Origin of the sequence: Aeromonas caviae (assembly GCF_000819785.1) — a bacterium.
Lineage (GTDB): Bacteria > Pseudomonadota > Gammaproteobacteria > Enterobacterales > Aeromonadaceae > Aeromonas > Aeromonas caviae.
This window is the reverse complement of record NZ_CDBK01000098.1, coordinates 51,273-67,798: the sequence shown is the minus strand read 5'-3', so window position 1 is coordinate 67,798 and position 16,526 is coordinate 51,273. Positions and strand designations below refer to the sequence as shown.

Sequence of the window (16,526 nt, the reverse complement as noted above, 5' to 3'; positions counted from 1 at the left end):
CTGCTGGCGCGCCAGCAGCCCCCCTCGCTGACCCACTGGTTCGGGACCGATCAGATGGGGCGGGATCTATGGTTGCGGGCCTTTCAGGGCACCCTCACCAGTCTGGAACTTGGGCTAGGCACGGCGCTCTGCAGTGGCCTGCTGGCCATGGTGGCGGCAAGCGTGTCGCTCATACATCCCAGATGTGATGCGGCGGTGCGAATGGTGATCGACGCCATGCTGGCGCTGCCCCATATGCTGCTGCTGATCCTGATCTGTTTTACCGTGGGGGGCGGCATGCGCGGGGTGATCCTGGCGGTGGCGCTCACCCACTGGCCCAAGCTGGCGCTCATTCTCTGCGCCGAGGCGCGGCGGATCGCCTGCAGTGACTATGTGGTGCTGGCCCGCTGTCAGGGGATGGGGGCGCTGCGTCGCTGGCGCATCCACCTGCTGCCGGGGCTGTTGCCCCAGTGGTTTATCGGCACCTTGTTGATGTTTCCCCATGCGGTGCTGCACAGCGCGGCCTTGAGCTTTCTCGGCTTTGGTCTGGCGGCCCACGAGGCCTCCCTTGGCCTGCTGCTGGCCGATGCCCTGCGTTATCTGGCCGGTGGCGGTTGGTGGCTGGCCCTCTTCCCGGGGCTGATGTTGCTGCTGTTGGTGTTGCTCTTTGATCAGGCTACCCGCGCGTTGCAACAGCTGTTGTGGCACAGGAGTGAACCATGCTGAGTTTTGATCAGGTGACCATAGAGGCTGCCCACTACTCCTGGCTGGGGCGGCGCAGCTGGCAGCCTTTGCTGACCGATATCAGCCTGCAACTGGCGCCGGGGGAGATAGTGGCGCTGGTGGGGGGGAGCGGCGAGGGCAAGAGCCTGTTGCTGCAAAGCGCCCTGACCCTGCTGCCGGACAATCTGCGCATGCGCGGCCGCATCTCCCTCGATGGCAACCCCCTGTGCGACGCCAGCCGTGCCGAGCTGCGCGGCCACACCCTCTGCTATGTGCCGCAGGGGGTGAGCGCCCTCAATCCGTTGCTGACGGTGGAGCGTCAGTTGGGCCGTGCGGCGCGCCTCTGTGGTCAGAGCGGTTCTCGCGAGCGGCTCGGCGAGCAACTGCTGCGCTACCAGCTGCCCGCGACCACCCTGGACAGATTCCCGCGCCAGCTCTCCGGCGGCATGGCCAAGCGCATTCTGGCCTGCACCGCGGCCCTCGGCGGTGCCCGCTACATTCTGGCGGACGAGATCACCGCCTGGCTCGACGAGGGGCTGGCTTGTCTGCTGCTCGGCCAGTTGCGTGAATTGGCCAATCAGGGCAGCGGCATCCTCTGGGTCACCCACGATCTGGCGCTGGCGGCCCGCTTTGCCGATCGCATCGTGGCGCTCCATCAGGGCCGGGTGTGCGATACCTTGAGCTGCCACCATCTGCGCCAAGGGCAGGGGAGCGAGATGCTCAGAGCCCACTGGCAGGCGCTGCCCGAGTTCAATGCTCTCTTCTCTGCGCCGAAGGTTTCATAATGTTGGAAGTACGAAGTCTCACCATCGCCCAAGGGGAACGTCCCCTCTGGCAGGGGTTATCGCTGACGGTGAAAGCGGGCGAGCGGCTCGGCATCTCTGCCCCGAGCGGTTATGGCAAGACCACGCTGGGGCGAGTATTGGCGGGTTGGCAACCGGTTGGGACCGGCGGGCAGATCCTGCTGGATGGGCAACCGGTGCCTGAACAGGTAAAAGGCTATCACCCCATCCAGTTGGTGCCCCAGCACCCGGAGCTCACCTTCAATCCTTATCGCACCACCGGGCAGGCGCTGTGGGATGTGTGGCGCCCCGATGACGCCATGCTGGCCCGCTTTATGGTCAAGCCTGAGTGGCTCGGCCGTAAACCCGGTCAGCTATCCGGTGGCGAGCTGGCCCGCATCGCGTTGCTGCGCGCCCTCGATCCCCGCACTCGTCTGCTGATTGCCGACGAGGTGACCGCCCAGCTGGATCCGCAGATTCAGCGCCAACTCTGGCGGGAGTTGATGGTTGAGTGCGAGCAGCGCGGGCTTGGCATGCTTGTCTTCAGTCACCAGCAGGCACTGCTGCGCCAGATCTGCCATCGGGTGCTGCGCTTTGGTGAGGTGCCTGCGGAGCGGGAGGCGATGGCCCGTAGCGTGGCCTGAGGATTGGCTTCCCCCTCATCCCCAGCCCTTCTCCCGCAAGGGGAGAAGGGAGCAGACGGTGACTCTCCCCAAGCTTGGGGGCACAAGCTGGTTGTTATGCTCGCAGTACGCGTACTTCGAACTTATTGCCAGTATCCACGAACCGGTCTCCTCTCCCTGGGGGGAGGGCCAGGGTGAGGGGACGCTGGCTACTCCGAACAGATGGCACGGCCGACAAGGTTCATAGACAAAAGAGAGGGAGGCATCAGCCTCCCTCTTTTGTTTTCTACCGTTATCAGCGGCGTTTAACCGGTTCAGGCACTGGCCAGCCAGTTGAGCCAGGCATCCATCCCTTCCCCCGTGGTGGCACTCACCTGGATCACCTGAATATAAGGGTTGACCCGTTTGGCGTTCTCGATACAGCGGGCGACATCGAAGCTGACATAGGGCAGCAGATCGATCTTGTTGATCACCATCAGCTGGGCGGCGGCAAACATGTCCGGGTATTTCAGCGGCTTCTCTTCCCCCTCGGTGACGGAGAGGATCGCCACCTTGTACTTCTCGCCGAGATCGAAGCTGGCGGGGCAGACCAGATTGCCCACGTTCTCGATAAAGAGGATGCCCCCGGGATTGGCGGGCAGCTGGTGGCAGGCGTCGTGGACCATCTTGGCGTCCAGATGGCAGCCCTTGCCGGTGTTGATCTGCACGGCAGGGACGCCGGTGGCGCGGATGCGATCCGCATCGCTGCTTGTCTGTTGATCCCCTTCGATGACGGCGCAGGGGCGCTGTCCCTCAAGCCGGCGCAGGGTCTCGCACAGCAAAGTGGTCTTGCCTGAGCCCGGGCTCGACACCAGGTTGAGCACCAGCTGGTCGGCGGCAGTGAAGTGCTCGCGGTTGTGGGCCGCCAGCGCGTTGTTCTTGGCCAGCACATCCATCTCGATGGCGATCAGCTGGCGCTGCCCCATGCCGGGCACCGACAATCCCGCTTCCCCTTTGCCGTAGTGCAGGGAGCCCTGCTGATGGTCATGGTCATGGCTGTGATCATGGGGATGCGCGTGGGAATGACCGTGGTCATGAGAGTGGGCATGTTCATGATGATGGTCGTGGGGGTGATCATGGTGGTGCTCATGAGGGTGATCATGACCCTCTGCTCCTATTGGTGCCCGTACCCCGTGGTAGTGGTGATGGACATCCCCCTGATGGTGATAGTGGTGGTGAATGATCAGGGTGCGCGGCGCGCTCTGCTCGTGGTCATGATGGTGATGGGCGTCATGAGCATGATGATGGTCGTGCTCATGACCATGTTCATGGTGATGTTCATGTTCGTGATGATGCTCATGATCGTGCTCATGGCCGGCGATCCGCGCCTGGCCGCATCCGCATACGCTACACATATCAACTTACCTCGATGTCGGTGATGCGCAGGCTGTTCCCTTGCGCGACTCGTAATTTGTACCCGCCACACTCGGGACAGGCTTGTCCGCGTTCGGTGAGGGTGACCGTCTGGTTGCAGTCGTAACACCAGGCCTCTGCCGCCTGGTGCTGAAAGTGCAGCTGGGCCCCTTCGACGGCAGTGCCCTTGGCGGCCGCCTCGAAACAGAAGGCAATGGTGTCCGGGTCGACGCAGGAGAAGCTGCCGACCTCGAGCCAGAGGGCGGTCACCTTGGTAAAGCCCCGCTGGGTGGCCTGCTCGGCCGCCAGATCGATGGCGGCCATGGCCAGAGACATTTCGTGCATGGTGGCTCCTTAACCGATATGGGGAGGAGTGATTCCCCCCTGTAATTGGCTGAACGGCATGGCCGCTCAACAGATCCGCGGCAGCAGCTCCCCTTGCGGCAGCTCCAGATAGCGGCGGCTGCCCCAGGGGTTGTTCAGGATCACCTTGTGGCGATCGCTCGCCTGCACCACGCCGATCTGGCTGGCTGCTGGGTTGAATTGCCGCAAGATGCCCAGCGCGTCCTGCGCCTGTTCGGCAGGCAGGGCCAGCACCATGGTTCCCTCGTTGGCGAGATCATGGGGCTCGAAACCGTATAGCTCGCACAGGCCCCGCACCGGATCGCAGACCGGAATGGCGGACTCCTCCAGCTCGATGGCAACGCCGGAGGCGCTGCTCCACTCGTTGAGCACGGCGGCAAGGCCACCGCGGGTGGCATCGCGCAGGGCGTGAGGGGTAATACCCGCTTTTAGCAGCGCTTCTACTAGCGGCCAGAGGGTGGTGCAGTCGCTCTTGAGATCGGAGCCCAGTTGCAGGGCGTCACGGGCCATCAGTATGCAGGCACCGTGGCTGCCGATATCCCGCGACACTAGGATGGCGTCACCGGCCTTGAGGCTGCGCACCGAGATGCCCCGGCTCTGTTCGGGCAGCGGGAAGGTGCCGACCCCGCTGGTGTTGATAAAGATCTTGTCGGCCGCCCCCCTAGGCACCACCTTGGTGTCGCCGCAGACGATGCGGGCACCGCTGTTGGCAAGCTCCGCGGCCATCGACTCGACGATGCGGGCCAGATCGGCGTAGGGGAAGCCCTCCTCGATGATAAAGCTGCAGCTCAGATACTCGGGCTTGGCCCCCATCATGGCGAGATCATTGACCGTGCCGGCGATGGCCAGCTTGCCGATATCGCCCCCCTCGAAGAAGAGCGGCGAGACGGTAAAGCTGTCGGTGGTGAAGGCGACGGGGCCGTTTACCGGCAGCAGGGCGGCATCTTCACCGCGCAGCAGGATCTCGTTGCCAAAGTGGCGAAAGAAGAGCTGGTTGATCAGCTGGTTCATCTCGACGCCACCGCCGCCGTGGCTAAGTTGGATTTCTCTCATCGGGTCTGGTTCTCCACAAGATTGCAGAAACAGGCTGGTTCATCTCTCCTCATCACCCGACCGCCGTGGCTTAACTGAATTTCTCTCATTAGATCCCCATATATCGGTAGTAGGCATTGCAGGCCCCCTCGGAGCTGACCATGCAGCTGCCCATGGGCTGGGTCGGGGAGCAGCCCCGGCCAAAGACTTTGCACTGGTTCGGTTTGGCCAGGCCGCGCAGGATATCGGCGCACTGGCACGCCTTGTGGTCATCGATGGGAGTCTGATTGAGCGCAAAGTGGTGCTCCGCATCGCGCCTGGCAAAGGCATCGCGCAGGCGCAGGGCGGAGGCATTGATATCCCCCAGACCTCGCCAGCGAAAGTGCTCGCGGGTCTCGAAAAAGCGCTCGACCAGCCGCTGGGCCGCTTTATTGCCGCTGGCGGTGACGGCGCGGCTGTACTGCACCTCCAGCGCGTAGCGACCCTCGACCTTCTGGCGCACCATCATCAAAAGCGCCTCCATCACGTCCACCGGCTCGAAACCGCTCACCACCACAGGCACCTGATAACGATCGACGATGGGCAGGTAGATATCGGCGCCGGTGATGACGCTGACGTGGGAGGGGCCGATAAAGGCGTTCACCTTGGCCACCCCGTCGGCCATCACCGCATGAATGGCGGGGGGCACCAGCACATGGTTGATATGCAACAGCAGGTTCAGGGCCCCTTGCTCTTCAGCGGCAGCCAGCAAGGCGGCGGTCATCGGGGTAGATGTCTCGAACCCGATGGCGAAGAAGACCACGGTTTTCTCCGGGTTCTCACGGGCGATGCGCAGGGTATCGAGGGGGTCATAGACCGGGCGGATATCGCTCCCCTTGGCCCGTTGCTGGGCCAGCGTGCCTTTGGAGCCCGGCACCCGGATCATGTCCCCCAGGGTGACCAGAATGACGTTGGGCTGGCGGGCCAGCTCGATGGCCTGATCGATGCGCTCTTTGGGCATGATGCAGACCGGGCAGCCGGGGCCGTGAACGAACTCGATGCTGGCGGGCAGCAGCTGGTGCAGGCCGTACTTCATGATGGTGTGGGTATGGCCGCCACACACCTCCATCACCCGCAGCGGTTCGGGCAGATCTTTTGCCAGTTCATTAATTTGGGCGGCGAGGGCGCGGATCACCTCTGGCTGGCGAAAGCCCTGAAAGAGATCATTGAGGGTCAGCATGGCAAGATATCCTGTTTGGGCATCAGGGCCACCATCTGGCGGAAGCTCTCGAGGCTGGCCTGCGCCTCCGCTTCGTCAATCTTGCTCATCACAAAGCCGATATGGAGCAGCACATAGTCGCCAATGTTGAGAGGCTCTTCGAGCAGCATGCAGCTGACGCGCCGCTGCACCCCCAGGGTGTCGACGGTGACGCAGTTATCTTCGGGGTGCAGTTGCACCACCTGAGAGGGGATGGATAGACACATGGATTTCAGGACTCCGACAAGGTGGTACAACCGGCTGTGGCAGGCTGGTGCGTAGCAAGATGGTGGATGGCAAACCAGAGCTGACCGGCGGCGATGCCACCGTCATTGAGCGGCAGGGTTTCGCTGGTCAATACCTGCCGGCCGGCGGCTTCGAGAGCGGGCACCAGCTGGTCCATCAGCACCCGGTTTTGAAACACGCCGCCCCCGAGCGCCACCGGATAGCCGGGGAAGCGCTCGGCCAGGGCGATGACCAGATTGCTGATAGCGCGGATAAAACCGGCGGCCAGGCGGGCGGTGGAGGTGCCTTGGCGCCGCTCGCTGACAAGGGTATTGATGAGCTCGGCCCACTCGATCTGCAGCGGCCCTTCCGCTGATTGGCTGAGATCAAAGGCGAGGGGGAAGGGATGTTCATCGGGGGCCAGCTGCAAGGCTGCTGCCTCCAGCAGGAGCCCGGCCTCGCCCTCGTAATCCGGGGTATCGATCACTCCCAAGAGCGCCGCCACCGCATCGAACAGCCGACCGATGGAGCTGGTGTAGGGGGCGTTGCGACCGAGATGCCAGAGCTGGTGCAGGTTGTTGATCCGCTTAAGGGGCAGTTGCTTGATCGCCGGAATATGGAGGGCCTTGATCTCATCCACACCATAAGATTCAAACAGCAGCCCCAGCAACTGGCGCACTGGCTCGCGAATGGCCGCCTCGCCGCCGACAAGCTTGAAAGGCCTGAGGTGGGCAACCCGCTCAAATCCCTGAACGTCTGCGATCAGCAGCTCGCCGCCCCAGAGGGTGCCGTCATCGCCAAGGCCGGTGCCATCGAAGGCCACCCCCAGCACCGGGCCCGTGATGTCGTGCTCGGCCATCACTGCCAGCAGGTGGGCGTGATGGTGTTGCACCTCGAGATGGGTTGCATTGTGATCGCGGCAATAGCCTTTGGCCCACTGATGGCTGAGATAGCCCGGGTGGCGATCCGAGACCAGCAGTTCGGGGTTGAGATCGTAGAGTTCGCGAAAGGTCGCCAGGGTCTGCTCGAAGTGCTCCTGCATCGGCAGGCTGTGCAGATCGCCGATATAGGGGCTGTAGATGCGCTGGCGACCGAAGGCGAGCGCCAGCTGGTTCTTCTGCTGCGCCCCGACCGCCAAGAGCGGCACCCTGACCGCCTCTTGCAGGCTGGGGGTGCAGGGGGCATAGCCCCGGGCGAGGCGCAACGTCTGGCGCCGCCCGCCTGCCCACTGCACCAGACTGTCGTCGCACGGGTGCAGTATGGGGCGGTTGTGATCCAGGATGCCGTCAATCTCGCTGCCGAGTTCCCTGACCACCGCCTCGCACTCGATAAGGATCGGGCTGCCGCGACCATTGGCGCTGGTGGCCACCAGCGGCATGGCGCAGGCATCCAGCAGCAGCTGATGGAGCGGGGTATAGGGGAGCATGATGCCAAGGTAGGGAATGCCGGGGGCGATCCCCTCGGCCAGCGGCGCCGTTGTCAGTCGGGATTCTGACGACCGATCATCATTTTTGCGCTTGCGCAGCAAGGTGATGGGTCTGGCCTGAGAGGTGAGCAGCTTCCACTCGTCTTCGCTGCCGGTGACATGCAGTTTTGCCTCGGCAAGGGAGCCCATCATCACCGCCAGCGGTTTGCGAGCGCGCCGCTTGAGCGTTCGCAATCTGGCCACACTCTGTTCATTGCGGGCATCACATATCAGGTGATACCCACCCATTCCCTTGACTGCGATCAGTGCTCCCGCTTGCAGGGCACGTGCAGCTTCGTGCAGGGCATCCTCGCGCTCGGCCAGCGTATCGCCGCGGCCGCTGCGCCAGGTCAGATGAGGCCCGCACTCGGGGCAGCTCACCGGCTGGGCGTGGTAGCGTCTGTCCAGCGGGTTTTCATAGGACGCCGCACAGCGCGGGCACATGGCAAAGCCGGCCATGGCGGTGTGGGGTCTGTCGTAGGGGAGGCGGCGGATGATGGTGTAGCGCGGGCCGCAGTGGGTGCAGTTGGTAAAGGGGTAGCGATGGTGGCGATCCGCAGGGTTGACCACATCGTTGGCGCACGCCTCGCACATCCCCTGATCCGGCGAAATGGCGACCGTGGCCGCGCTCTGCTGCTGGCTCGCTTTAATTCGAAACTGGCCATGAAATTGGCCATCGAAGTCGGGATCATGAGCGAGGGGCAGTTCCCGCTCGCTGAAATGATCGATGCGGCTAAGCGGCGGCGCCAGTTCTCGAAGTTCGCGGGCAAAGCTGGCCAGTTGCTCGGCGGAGCCTTCGGCGCCAATGGTGACGCCGTTGGCATCGTTCAACACATAGCCGGCAAGGCCGTGGCGCAGCGCCAGCCCATATACGAAGGGGCGAAAGCCGACCCCCTGCACGATACCGTCTATATGAAATTCCCGGCGCAGTCGAAGGCGTGTCGACGTGGTCATGGCGCCATCCAAAGAGGGGCCAGCGCCCCTCCCTGGTAACCGGGGGGCAGGGAACCCTCCCTCATGACAGGGAGGCTGGGGAGGGCCGACAGGGGCGGCCATCCGACGATCATCCTGGGGGGTGTCATGCGATATCGAACTCCCATCTGCTGGCCTGCCGCCACGGCATGGGCCATCGGGTGCAACGAACGGGGGGCAACGGGCTGCGTCGCGATAGAAGGGGCGTAGCCTTGACAGGCAGAGGAGGCCCTCGCCCTGTCACGGGGGCCAAGTTTATCGGGTCAGTGGCCCCCATTACCTTGATCTCGCACCGGTTTGAGTGCCAGATACGGCGCTTCTTTGCGATCCTGTGAGGGGCGCCACGTCTACTGGCGGCTCGAGATCCCGGGCGGAAGAGAGAGGCGCTCAGCAATGAAAGAGGGAGGCGGTTGCCTCCCTCTTGCGTGCCATGACCTTGGGCCCGGCGCCCGCCATCAGATATCCACCTGGGATCCCAGCTCGATGACCCGGTTGGGCGGGATCTCGAACTGATCCGGCGCCCGCAGGGCGTTGCGCTGCAGCAGCATAAAGAGCTTGCCCCGCAGATAGAGGTACCAGGGGCGCTCCTTCATGATGAGGGACTCATGGGCCATGAAGAAGGAGGTCTCCATCATACGGCAGCTCAGCCCCTCGGCGTTGCAGCGGTGGAAGATCTCCTCCACGTTCGGGGTCTCGCGCCAACCGTAACTCGCCACCACCCGCCAGAAGGTGGGGGAGAGCTGCTCGATGCAGACTCGGCGCACGTTGTGGACACAGGGCACATCCTCCACCTTCAGGGTGAGCAGGATGACGCGCTCGTGCAGCACCTTGTTGTGCTTGAGGTTGTGCAAGAGCGCATGGGGGATGACGTTGACCACCCGCGACAGATAGACGGCGGTGCCCGCCACCCGGGTCGGCGGGGATTTTTCGAGGGACGCTATCATGGGCTCCAGCGAGTTGCCGTGCTCGTTCAGGCGGCGAATAAGCTGGAAGCGCTCGCTCTTCCAGCTGGTCATCAGGGTGAACATGACGGCTCCCAGGGTGAGCGGCAGCCAGCCGCCGGAGAAGATCTTGGCGAGGTTGGCGGCAAACAGCGGGACGTCGATGGCGAGCAGCAGGGCGAAGAGGGTGGCCACCAGCGGCTTGCGCCAGTGCCAGCTGTGGCGGGCCACCGAGCAGGAGAGGATGGAGGTGAGCACCATGGTGCCGGTGACGGCGATGCCATAGGCCGCCGCCAGGTTGCTGGAGTGCTCGAAGCTCATGATGACGATCACCACAGAGAGATAGAGCAGCCAGTTGATGACCGGAATATAGATCTGGCCGGACTCCTGCTCCGAGGTGTGCACGATGCGGATGGGGGAGAGATAGCCGAGCCGCACCGCCTGCCGGGTGAGGGAGAAGACCCCGGAGATGACCGCCTGGGAGGCGATGACGGTGGCGAGCGTCGCGAGCAGCAGCAAGGGCAGCAGGGCCCATTTCGGCGCGAGCAGGAAGAAGGGATTGGCGATGGCCTCGGGATTGCCGAGCAGCAAGGCCCCCTGACCGAAGTAGTTGAGCACTAGCGATGGCAGCACCACCATGAACCAGGCGCGGCGAATGGGGCTCTTGCCAAAATGGCCCATGTCCGCATAGAGCGCCTCCACCCCCGTGATGGCCAGCACCACGGCGCCCAGGGCAAAGAAGGAGGCGCTCTGATAGGTCATGAAGAAGCGCAGCGCCCAGACCGGGTTGAGCGCCCCCAGCACCTCGGGGTGCTGGAGGATGCTATTCAGGCCAAGCACCGCCAGGGTCAGGAACCAGATCAGCATGATGGGGGCAAACAGCTTGCCCACGGCGGCGGTGCCGTGTTTCTGGATGGCAAACAGCAGGGTCAGCACCAGCACCGAGAGCGGCACTATGTAGGCGTCCAGGGAAGGCGCCACTATCTTCAGGCCCTCGATGGCCGACATCACCGACATGGCCGGGGTGATCACCACCTCGCCATAGAAGAAGCTGCCGCCAATCAGCCCCAGGATGATCAGCACCGGCGTCCATTTTTCCGGGGTGTTGCGGGTCGCGAGCGACATCAGGGTGAGTATGCCCCCTTCGCCCGCGTTGTCCGCCCGCATCACGAAGGAGAGGTACTTGACCGAGACCACCAGGATCAGCAGCCAGAAGATAAGCGAAAGAAAGCCCAGGATGGAGGCGGGCTCCACCCCGAAACCGAACTGGCCGGAGAGGCACTCGCGCAGGGTATAGAGCGGGCTGGTGCCGATGTCGCCATAGACCACGCCGATCGCCGCCAGCATGACGCCGGGCAGGGCGGGTTTGTTAGTACAGTTCATGAAATTATCTTGTCAGATTGCCGGTGGCATGGCTGCCAACACAGGGGCCCCGTACTACCGGGAGTTCACGGATAGTCGTTCGGGAGGATCTTCAGGATTGCGATGGGAGCGGGGGTTAGCTGGATATAAATAGGAGGCTCATCATGGACACAGTCTGTTTATCTGCGATTCAGCTTATGATGACACAGAGTCTGTGGGAGTATGTTCAGGTATAAATAATCAAAAAAGACTTTTGAACGAGGTTATTAATTACTCCTTGATTGAAATAGGCCCCCGTGCAGCGAGCAAGTGTTTGTTTTTGCTAAGCAGCCATTTTTAGCCAGTCTTTTCAATCAAACGGATTGAAAAACGGGCGATAAAATGTTGACCAATAAATTATCGGCAGGAGCGACAGAGAGGGAAGGCTTGGGTAGCAATGGAGTCTTTATTTCATCGGCTGGATGGAGAATGGTCGGGAAGAGAAGTGACCGCAGTAAAGACAGCCACTATAAAGTGAGGGCATAAATAGAGGGTGGGAATGTAGGGGGCAATGAACGAAGTGAAATGCACCATTATTAGCGCTGAAATGAAATTCACTTATTACACTCCCCAAAACATCAATTATTATACTCTTCAATCTTAGATATCAAGAATTTTGCAAATACTTCAGAAAGCTGAACCTTATCACTACCCATGTTAATAGTTCCAAGAGTTAATCCTCCAGCGTAAGTTACAGACTTTCCTGGGTATTTATCATGGAATTCGGATAACATATCTTGTCTTCTTAAATTATACTCCCACCATTTTCTTCCAAAATTAACGCTGTTGTTTTTCCCCTCTAGGTACCATGGCCAGCGTTCCATCCATGGATTAATTTTAACCTGAGAGTCAGTTACACTTTGCAAGCCGCTAGTAACTTTAAAATAGGACAATAATGATCCAGCTCCGATAGCTGTTGTAATGATGACATCACCTTTCTTTATTCCTTTGGGTTTCTTTTTTGAAAAGTGTAAATTTTGATGTAAATCTGAAAAATCACGTCTGTCATCCAACGTGATTGGGGAATCTTTATGGCCGATAGGTTTCAGATAGTATTTTGTTTCGTAGTTATTTGAATCGGAATCTGAGTATACAGAGCTTAATATATCATAGCTAATACTATCTTTTTCTATCCAATGAGGATTGTTTCCTAAATACACATCTGCAAATTGGCATGCTCGTTCAACTTGGAAACGAGTAACATCGGGGTATTCAATCAAATCGAATACTTGGTTCAATGCGTCTTCTATTAGGCTAGCATCTTTAATAAGCACTCCCCATTCATGGTTGTTAAATATACCGTTAGTGGTGAAGTTTCCTGATGTTAGTATTAGTTCTTTATTTATGCCAAGTGAAAAATATAATTTACCATGTAGATTGTTATCAATATGTACTTTGCAGGTAATATTCGGATGTTTCTCATCGAAAAAACTATAGAAGTCTCTTAGTTGAAATGGTTTTTTTATTTGTTCGATATCTCTTGGCTTGAATGTGGTTATTAATTCTATTTTTTTGGTTGATGAAAAATCAAAATGGTTGAGAAATGACTTCATGTCATCTGCAAGATATGGCGAAACGATAATAACTCGGTCACCACAGTTTTGAATGATACGTTTTAGATGCTCCGCTTGAAGATTATTTGTATTTGATAACAGCAATTTTCGTTTCCTTATTAAATATTTTTAATGGTTATATATTATGAAGAAAGGAAGTAATGATGGTGTCCAATTTTTACTATTGCTCCTAAGTTCATTCCCACAGCCCGCGCCTTTAGTCTGCACTGCAAAATCTTGCCGTTCCCTAGTAACGGCCTCAACGGAGCTGGTTGTCGCGTGAGTCATACTAATCGGCTAGTGAAAAAACAGAAGGGGGAGCCGTTGAAAACCGGCGCAACGTCATAAATCGGGACCTCAAGAGGGCATTCATTGTTTGGTTTTGTTAAACGATAACTGGTTATCGAATAGAAAAACCAAACAATGTGGGCCTGGTTTCTGGCCGTGCTGGCTTGTCTGGAGGCTGGTGGGGAGTGAGTTGGGGCAATCTGGGAGGGTTTCCCGGTTTCCCCGGAATTGGTTTGGCAATCATGGTGTGATCTGGGTTGTGGGAAGAGGGGAAAGGGAGGTTGCCGCTCAATGCTGCGCCCCGACCGGGGTGATGTTGGGCCGTCAGGCACTGTGGCGGGATCGGCCATTGGCGCTCGGGGCCGGCTCGGGTATAGTCCTGCGCCAACAAGATAGGTTCGGATGGAGGAGTCGGCGCCGCTTCAGGCAAGCGGGTCGAATCACTCCTTCGGCGCGGCGTTAAAGGATATCCCCATGAAATTCAGTCCCCTGCTCGATGAGATGATGAAGGCGCTGCAGGTCTTGCCGGGCGTGGGCCCCAAGTCCGCCCAGCGCATGGCGTTCACCCTGCTGGAGCGCGAGCGCAGCGGTGGTCTGCGTCTGGCCTCCCTGCTCAACCGGGCGCTCACCGAAATAGGTCATTGCAGCCACTGCCGCACCTTTACCGAGAACGATCGCTGCGAGATCTGCGCCAATCCCAAGCGTGAGGAGAACGGCCTGCTCTGCGTGGTGGAGAGCCCGGCGGACGTGGCGGCCATCGAGCAGACCGGCCAGTTCTCCGGCCGTTACTTCGTGCTGATGGGCCACCTGTCGCCCCTTGACGGCATCGGCCCCGAGGAGCTGGGGCTCGATATCCTGGAGCGCCGCCTCAAGGAGGAGCAGATCAAGGAGCTGATCCTCGCCACCAACCCCACCATCGAGGGGGATGCCACCGCCTGGTACATCGCCGACATGGCACGCACCGCCGGGGTGGAGGTGAGCCGCATCGCCCACGGCGTGCCGGTGGGCGGGGAGCTGGAGCTGGTGGATGGCACCACGCTCTCCCACTCCCTGATGGGGCGCCAGCGCCTGAGCTAAAGACACCACGGACCCCACCCCGGCCCTCCCCTTGGCAGGGGAGGGAGCAATGGATCTTGCCCCACTCCTCCCCTTGGCAGGGGAGGGAGCAATGGATCTTGCCCCACTCCTCCCTTTGGCAGGGAAGAAAGCAACGAACCCAACCCGGCCCTCCCCTTGATAGGGGAGGGAGCAATGGATCTTGCTCCACTCCTCCCTTTGGCAGGGGAGAAAGCAACGAACCCCACCTCAGTCCTCCCCTTGGCAGGGGAGAGCAAGGCTGACCCCGCCATTGGCTCCACGCTCGATCCCAATCTGACCCTCCTCGCCAGACAGGGGATGGCAGTGCACCTCCCCCTTGTGAAGGGGGAGGCCGGGAGGGGGTTGCCTGTGTGGGCCAAGCGAGGGGCTTGTGTGCAAATTTGCTCTCAAGTTTGCACGCAAGCCCCTTGATATTTGAAAGGCCAACCCCATCTAGCTTGGGAATCTGTTCAACCCGACGTTTTGAGGACTGGTCGATGACCCAAAGTGTTCACGCCGAAACCCACGGCTTTCAGACTGAAGTCAAACAACTGCTGAGCCTGATGGCTCACAGCCTCTACTCCAACAAAGAAGTATTCCTGCGCGAGCTGATTTCCAACGCCTCCGATGCGGCGGACAAGCTGCGCTTCAAGGCGCTTTCCGATGCCTCTTTGTTCGAAAACGACGGCCAGTTGCGCGTGCGCCTGGTGGTGGACAAAGAGAACAAGACCCTGACCATTTCGGACAACGGCATCGGCATGACCCGTGACCAGGTGATCGAGCACCTGGGCACCATCGCCAAGTCCGGCACCGCCGAGTTCTTCAAGCACCTCTCCGGTGACCAGGGCAAGGATTCCCAGCTGATCGGCCAGTTCGGGGTGGGCTTCTACTCCGCCTTCATCGTGGCCGACAAGGTGACCGTGGTCTCCCGCGCCGCCGGCACCGCGCCGGAGCAGGGCGTGCAGTGGGAATCACAAGGGGAAGGCTCCTTCACCGTGGCTGACGTGACCAAAGCTGGTCGCGGCACCGACGTCATCCTGCACCTGCGCAGCGATGAAGAGGAGTTCCTGGACGACTGGCGTCTGCGTTCCGTGGTCAGCAAATATTCCGACCACATCAGCGTGCCGGTGGAAATGTACAAAGAGGGCACGCCGGATCGCGAAGAGGATGGTGAAACCATCGTCGGCACCCCGGGGGAGTGGGAGCAGGTCAACCGCGCCACTGCACTGTGGACCCGTAACCCGAAAGATATCAAGGACGAGGAGTATCAGGAGTTCTACAAGCACGTCGCCCACGACTTCGAAGACCCGCTCCTGTGGGGTCACAACCGGGTGGAAGGGGCCCAGGAGTACACCAGCCTGCTCTACATCCCGGCCCGCGCGCCGTTCGATCTCTACAACCGCGAGCAGAAGCACGGCCTGAAACTCTATGTGCAGCGCGTCTTCATCATGGACGACGCCGAGCAGTTCATGCCGACCTACCTGCGCTTCGTGAAAGGGGTGCTGGATTCCAACGATCTGCCGCTCAACGTCAGCCGTGAAATCCTGCAGGACAACAAGGTGACCGCCTCCCTGCGCAAGGCCTGCTCCAAGCGCGTGCTCACCATGCTCAACAAGCTGGCGAAAGAGGATGGCGAGAAGTACGCCAAGTTCTGGAGCGAGTTCGGCAATGTGCTCAAAGAGGGCCCGGCCGAGGATTACGCCAACCGGGAAGAGATCGCGAAGCTCTTGCGCTTTGCCAGCACCGCCGGCGAGGGCGAAGCCCAGACCGTGTCGCTCGAGGATTACGTTGGCCGCATGAAGGAAGGTCAGCAGAAGATTTACTACATCACCGCCGACTCTTATGCCGCTGCCAAGAACAGCCCGCACCTCGAGATCTTCCGCAAGAAGGGCGTCGAAGTGCTGCTGATGTGGGAGCGGGTGGACGAGTGGCTGATGAGCCACCTGACCGAGTTCGACGGCAAGCAGCTGGTCTCCGTCACCCGTGGCGAACTGGATCTCGGGGATCTGGAAGACGACGCCTCCAAGCAGGCGCAGGAAGAGGCCGAAAAAGCCAACGCCGGTCTGGTGGAGCGGGTCAAGAAGAGCCTCGGGGAGGCGGTGAAAGAGGTGCGCGTCACCCACCGTCTGACCGACTCGCCGTCCTGCATCGTCACTGACGCCCACGGCATGAGCACCCAGATGATCAAGCTGATGCGCGCCGCCGGTCAACCGGTGCCGGAGCAGAAGTACATCCTGGAGCTCAACCCGGACCATGCCCTGGTGAAGAAGCTCGGCACCATCGAGGATGAGAGCCTGTTTGGCGAGTGGGTCTCCCTCCTGCACGAGCAGGCCCAGCTGGCGGAGCAGGGCGGCCTCAATGATCCGGCGAGCTTCGTCTCCCGTATCAACCGTCTGCTACTCCAGGCGTGATGTGATTGTGATTGGCCCACTGCATGACAGTGGGCTTTTTTTTGGCCGTTCCCCTCTGGTGC

Annotated in this window: 14 protein-coding genes; 6 read left to right on the top strand and 8 right to left on the bottom strand. The window is 60.3% G+C overall.

Annotation, left to right across the window (positions count from 1 at the left end; all coding sequences use genetic code 11):
• The 3 genes from BN1120_RS17535 to BN1120_RS17525 all read left to right on the top strand — a co-directional run.
• On the top strand, positions 1 to 705 hold a 705-nt coding region (locus BN1120_RS17535; protein ID WP_052455432.1), incomplete at its 5' end, for an ABC transporter permease.
• The gene (locus BN1120_RS17530; protein WP_042017290.1) at positions 699 to 1,487 is read left to right on the top strand and encodes an ATP-binding cassette domain-containing protein; all 789 of its coding nucleotides are present in this window, start codon (positions 699 to 701) and stop codon (positions 1,485 to 1,487) included. The genes BN1120_RS17535 and BN1120_RS17530, both read left to right, overlap by 7 nt.
• Positions 1,487 to 2,128 (top strand): ATP-binding cassette domain-containing protein, encoded by a 642-nt coding sequence (locus BN1120_RS17525; RefSeq protein ID WP_042017289.1) that lies wholly within the window; start codon positions 1,487 to 1,489, stop codon positions 2,126 to 2,128. The genes BN1120_RS17530 and BN1120_RS17525 overlap by 1 nt, the downstream gene beginning before the upstream one ends.
• 293 nt (positions 2,129 to 2,421) lie before the next feature.
• Here the strand turns inward: BN1120_RS17525 and hypB are convergent, their stop codons facing one another.
• Positions 2,422 to 3,264: a hydrogenase nickel incorporation protein HypB gene (gene hypB / locus BN1120_RS17520; protein ID WP_197713291.1), complete on the bottom strand. Its 843-nt coding sequence runs from the start codon at positions 3,262 to 3,264 to the stop codon at positions 2,422 to 2,424.
• Here hypB and BN1120_RS21810 point away from each other — a divergent pair.
• A complete protein-coding gene (locus tag BN1120_RS21810) occupies positions 3,151 to 3,525 on the top strand; it encodes a hypothetical protein (protein ID WP_231959474.1) in 375 nt (124 codons plus the stop codon). The genes hypB and BN1120_RS21810 overlap by 114 nt on opposite strands.
• Here the strand turns inward: BN1120_RS21810 and hypA are convergent.
• From hypA to BN1120_RS21400, 7 genes are all read right to left on the bottom strand, one after another.
• Positions 3,503 to 3,844 (bottom strand): hydrogenase maturation nickel metallochaperone HypA, encoded by a 342-nt coding sequence (hypA, locus tag BN1120_RS17515; RefSeq protein ID WP_017786826.1) that lies wholly within the window; start codon positions 3,842 to 3,844, stop codon positions 3,503 to 3,505. The genes BN1120_RS21810 and hypA overlap by 23 nt on opposite strands.
• Before the next feature lie 66 nt (positions 3,845 to 3,910).
• A complete protein-coding gene (gene hypE, locus BN1120_RS17510; RefSeq protein WP_042017286.1) occupies positions 3,911 to 4,915 on the bottom strand; it encodes a hydrogenase expression/formation protein HypE in 1,005 nt (334 codons plus the stop codon).
• 88 nt (positions 4,916 to 5,003) lie between these two features.
• Positions 5,004 to 6,113, bottom strand: coding sequence for a hydrogenase formation protein HypD (gene hypD / locus BN1120_RS17505; protein WP_042017285.1), 1,110 nt, complete (start codon positions 6,111 to 6,113; stop codon positions 5,004 to 5,006).
• Positions 6,107 to 6,358 (bottom strand): HypC/HybG/HupF family hydrogenase formation chaperone, encoded by a 252-nt coding sequence (locus tag BN1120_RS17500; protein WP_019839252.1) that lies wholly within the window; start codon positions 6,356 to 6,358, stop codon positions 6,107 to 6,109. Before BN1120_RS17500 ends, hypD begins: the two co-directional genes overlap by 7 nt.
• Positions 6,359 to 6,363: 5 nt before the next feature.
• Positions 6,364 to 8,775 carry a carbamoyltransferase HypF gene (gene hypF, locus BN1120_RS17495; RefSeq protein ID WP_042017282.1) on the bottom strand — a complete coding sequence of 804 codons (2,412 nt, stop codon included), beginning with the start codon at positions 8,773 to 8,775 and terminating at the stop codon, positions 6,364 to 6,366.
• A 473-nt stretch (positions 8,776 to 9,248) separates the two neighbouring features.
• Positions 9,249 to 11,117, bottom strand: a complete 1,869-nt coding sequence (kup, locus tag BN1120_RS17490; protein ID WP_042017281.1) for a low affinity potassium transporter Kup — start codon at positions 11,115 to 11,117, stop codon at positions 9,249 to 9,251.
• A 596-nt stretch (positions 11,118 to 11,713) separates the two neighbouring features.
• The gene (locus BN1120_RS21400) at positions 11,714 to 12,793 is read right to left on the bottom strand and encodes a phospholipase D family protein (protein WP_158657314.1); all 1,080 of its coding nucleotides are present in this window, start codon (positions 12,791 to 12,793) and stop codon (positions 11,714 to 11,716) included.
• A 657-nt stretch (positions 12,794 to 13,450) separates the two neighbouring features.
• Between BN1120_RS21400 and recR the strand changes: the two genes are divergently transcribed.
• The gene (gene recR / locus BN1120_RS17485; protein ID WP_039038914.1) at positions 13,451 to 14,053 is read left to right on the top strand and encodes a recombination mediator RecR; all 603 of its coding nucleotides are present in this window, start codon (positions 13,451 to 13,453) and stop codon (positions 14,051 to 14,053) included.
• Positions 14,054 to 14,550: 497 nt separating this feature from the next.
• The gene (htpG, locus tag BN1120_RS17475) at positions 14,551 to 16,464 is read left to right on the top strand and encodes a molecular chaperone HtpG (protein WP_042017279.1); all 1,914 of its coding nucleotides are present in this window, start codon (positions 14,551 to 14,553) and stop codon (positions 16,462 to 16,464) included.
• The last annotated feature ends 62 nt before the right edge of the window (positions 16,465 to 16,526 follow it).